This window comes from Polaromonas sp., from assembly GCF_036676035.1.
GTDB lineage: Bacteria > Pseudomonadota > Gammaproteobacteria > Burkholderiales > Burkholderiaceae_C > Polaromonas.
In genome coordinates this window covers 1-2,483 of the sequence record NZ_JAKFDR010000037.1, presented here as the reverse complement: position 1 = coordinate 2,483, position 2,483 = coordinate 1, and the positions used below count along the sequence as shown (strand labels likewise).

Annotated in this window: 3 protein-coding genes; all 3 read left to right on the top strand. The window is 61.1% G+C overall.

The annotated features are described in order from the left end of the window. On the top strand, positions 1-834 hold an 834-nt coding region (locus V6M61_RS06230), incomplete at its 5' end, for a branched-chain amino acid ABC transporter permease (RefSeq protein ID WP_332775701.1). Continuing rightward, on the top strand, positions 831-1,610 hold the full coding sequence (locus V6M61_RS06225; RefSeq protein WP_332775700.1) for an ABC transporter ATP-binding protein: 780 nt from the start codon (positions 831-833) through the stop codon (positions 1,608-1,610). The genes V6M61_RS06230 and V6M61_RS06225, both read left to right, overlap by 4 nt. Next, complete coding sequence (locus V6M61_RS06220) at positions 1,610-2,368, top strand: ABC transporter ATP-binding protein (RefSeq protein WP_332775699.1); 759 nt, start codon at positions 1,610-1,612, stop codon at positions 2,366-2,368. The genes V6M61_RS06225 and V6M61_RS06220 overlap by 1 nt, the downstream gene beginning before the upstream one ends. The last annotated feature ends 115 nt before the right edge of the window (positions 2,369-2,483 follow it).

Here is a 2,483-nt window from a genome sequence, read left to right as displayed (position 1 = left end):
GCCGTGCTGTTTGCGGCCAGCCTGCATTTCATCATGGGGCCGGCCGGCATGCACTCGTTCGGGCATGCGGCCTACTTTGGCCTGGGTGCCTACGGTGCCGCGCTGCTGGTGCGCAGCCTGAACCTGCCGATGGAAGTGGCGCTGCTCGTCGCCCCTGCGCTGGCGGCGCTGGGTGCCTTCGCCTACGGCTGGTTCTGTGTCCGGCTGTCCGGCGTTTACCTGGCCATGCTGACCTTGGCTTTTGCGCAAATTACCTGGGCGATCTGTTACCAGTGGGATGCGTTCACCGGCGGCAGCAACGGGCTGACCGGCGTGTGGCCGGCCGGCTGGCTGGCGGACAAACGGATTTACTACTACCTGACCCTGGTGCTGGTGGTGGGTGGCGTGCTTTTGATGCACAGGATGTTGTATTCGCCCTTTGGCTACGCAATGCGCGCCGCGCGCGACTCCGCACTTCGGTCTGACGCAATCGGTATCAACGTCAAGCGCATGCAATGGGTGGCCTTTGTCATGGCGGGCTCTTTCGCGGGCCTGGCCGGCGCGCTCTACGCATTCTCAAAAGGCAGCATCTCTCCGGAAAGCCTGCACGTGAGCAAGTCCATCGACGGACTGGTGATGGTCCTGCTGGGTGGTGTGCAGACGCTGCTGGGCCCGGTGGTCGGCGCAGTCACCTTCACCTGGCTGCACGACACGGTGGCACGGAACACCGATTACTGGCGCGCCATGCTGGGGGCCATCATCCTGATGCTGGTGCTGCTGTTCCCCCAGGGTATCGCAGGTTTTGTCAAGCAGTTGGTGTCGAATCGGCGCGATGCAAAAAGGGTGCAATCATGAGTTTGCTCAAAGTATCGGGACTGGGTAAATCGTTCGGCGGCGTCAAGGCGGTCGATGGCATCAGTTTTGAGCTGGCGGCGGGCGAACTGCTGGCCCTGATCGGGCCGAACGGCGCCGGCAAGTCAACGACCTTCAACATGGTGAACGGCCAGCTGCGCGCGGATGCCGGTTCCATCCAGCTGGACTCGCAGGAGCTGGTGGGTCTGGCGCCCCGCGACATCTGGCGGCGCGGCGTCAGCCGGACTTTCCAGATCGCAGAGACGTTTTCATCGCTGACGGTGGTGGAAAACGTCCAGATGGCCTTGCTGTCGTCGGACCACAAGCTGTTTTCGATGTGGCGCCGGGCTGCCGACCACAAACGTGACCAGGCCCTCCTTCTGCTCGAGCAGGTCAATATGAAAGCCCAGGCCGACCGGCCTTGCAGCGTATTGGCCTATGGCGACGTCAAGCGCGTGGAACTCGCCATGGCCATGGCCAACGATCCGAAGCTGCTGTTGATGGATGAGCCGACGGCAGGCATGGCGTCCAGGGAGCGCAACGATTTGATGGCTTTGACCAAGCAATTGGTCATCGATCGCGGCATGGCGGTGCTGTTTACCGAACACAGCATGGACGTGGTTTTCGCCTATGCCGATCGCATGATCGTGTTGGCGCGAGGCCGGCTGATTGCGGAAGGAAAACCCCTGGAAATCCGCGACCATCCAAAAGTCCAGGAAGTTTATTTTGGCAGCGGTAAAACGTTCGAGAAAAAAATTCTTGAAAAGGAAGCAGCGTGATGACCCCTGCGAAAGAAGTCTTGCTGGAGAAAGAGGGGGTTTTGCTGGAGGCAAAGGGCTTGTCGGCCTGGTATGGTGCGGCCCAAATCCTGTTCGACGTGAGTCTGGCTGTCCGGCGCGGCGAGGTGGTCGCCCTGATGGGGCGCAATGGCGCCGGAAAATCCACGACGCTGAAGGCCCTGATCGGAATGCTCGACAAGCGGCGCGGCAGCGTGTCATTTTTAGGCCGCGATATCTCAAAGAGTGAACCGCACCATGCGGCCCGCATGGGACTCGGCTTTGTACCGGAAGACCGGCGCATCTTCACCGACCTGACGGTGACAGAAAACCTCGAAGTGGGGCGACAGGCGCCTCGCCGCTGGCCCGACGGCAGCGAAGCACCTGTCTGGACGCCAGAGCGTCTTTTCAAGCTCTTTCCCAACTTGGGCGAGATGCCGGGCCGGCCGGGTGGTCGCATGAGCGGTGGCGAGCAGCAGATGCTGACGGTGGCGCGCACCCTGATGGGCAACCCTTACCTGGTATTGCTCGACGAGCCGTCTGAAGGCGTAGCGCCGGTGATCGTCGAGCAAATGGTCCACATGATTCTGGAGCTGAAGGCCCAAGGTGTCAGCATTTTGCTGTCCGAACAGAACATGCATTTTGCGGAACTGGTGTCCGACCGGGCTTATGTGCTCGAGAAAGGGCAGATTCGTTATGAAGGCGCCATGGCCGATCTTGCGGACAACGAGGAGGTGCGCCGCGCCTACCTCAGCGTCTAGTCCGTTGGGAGACCCCCCGGCTCTGCCGGGGAGGCAGTAGAAGTTTGACGTATGCGTAGGTATGGGTGTCCATCGCAGAAACTTCCAATCGTGAGCCGCCAAGCAAACGAAAGGA

Bases quoted from the DNA above. Each gene is read 5' to 3' on its own strand.
- V6M61_RS06225 (WP_332775700.1), top strand. From the start codon at position 831: ATGAGTTTGCTCAAAGTATCGGGACTGGGTAAATCGTTCGGCGGCGTC.
- V6M61_RS06220 (WP_332775699.1), top strand. From the start codon at position 1,610: ATGACCCCTGCGAAAGAAGTCTTGCTGGAGAAAGAGGGGGTTTTGCTG.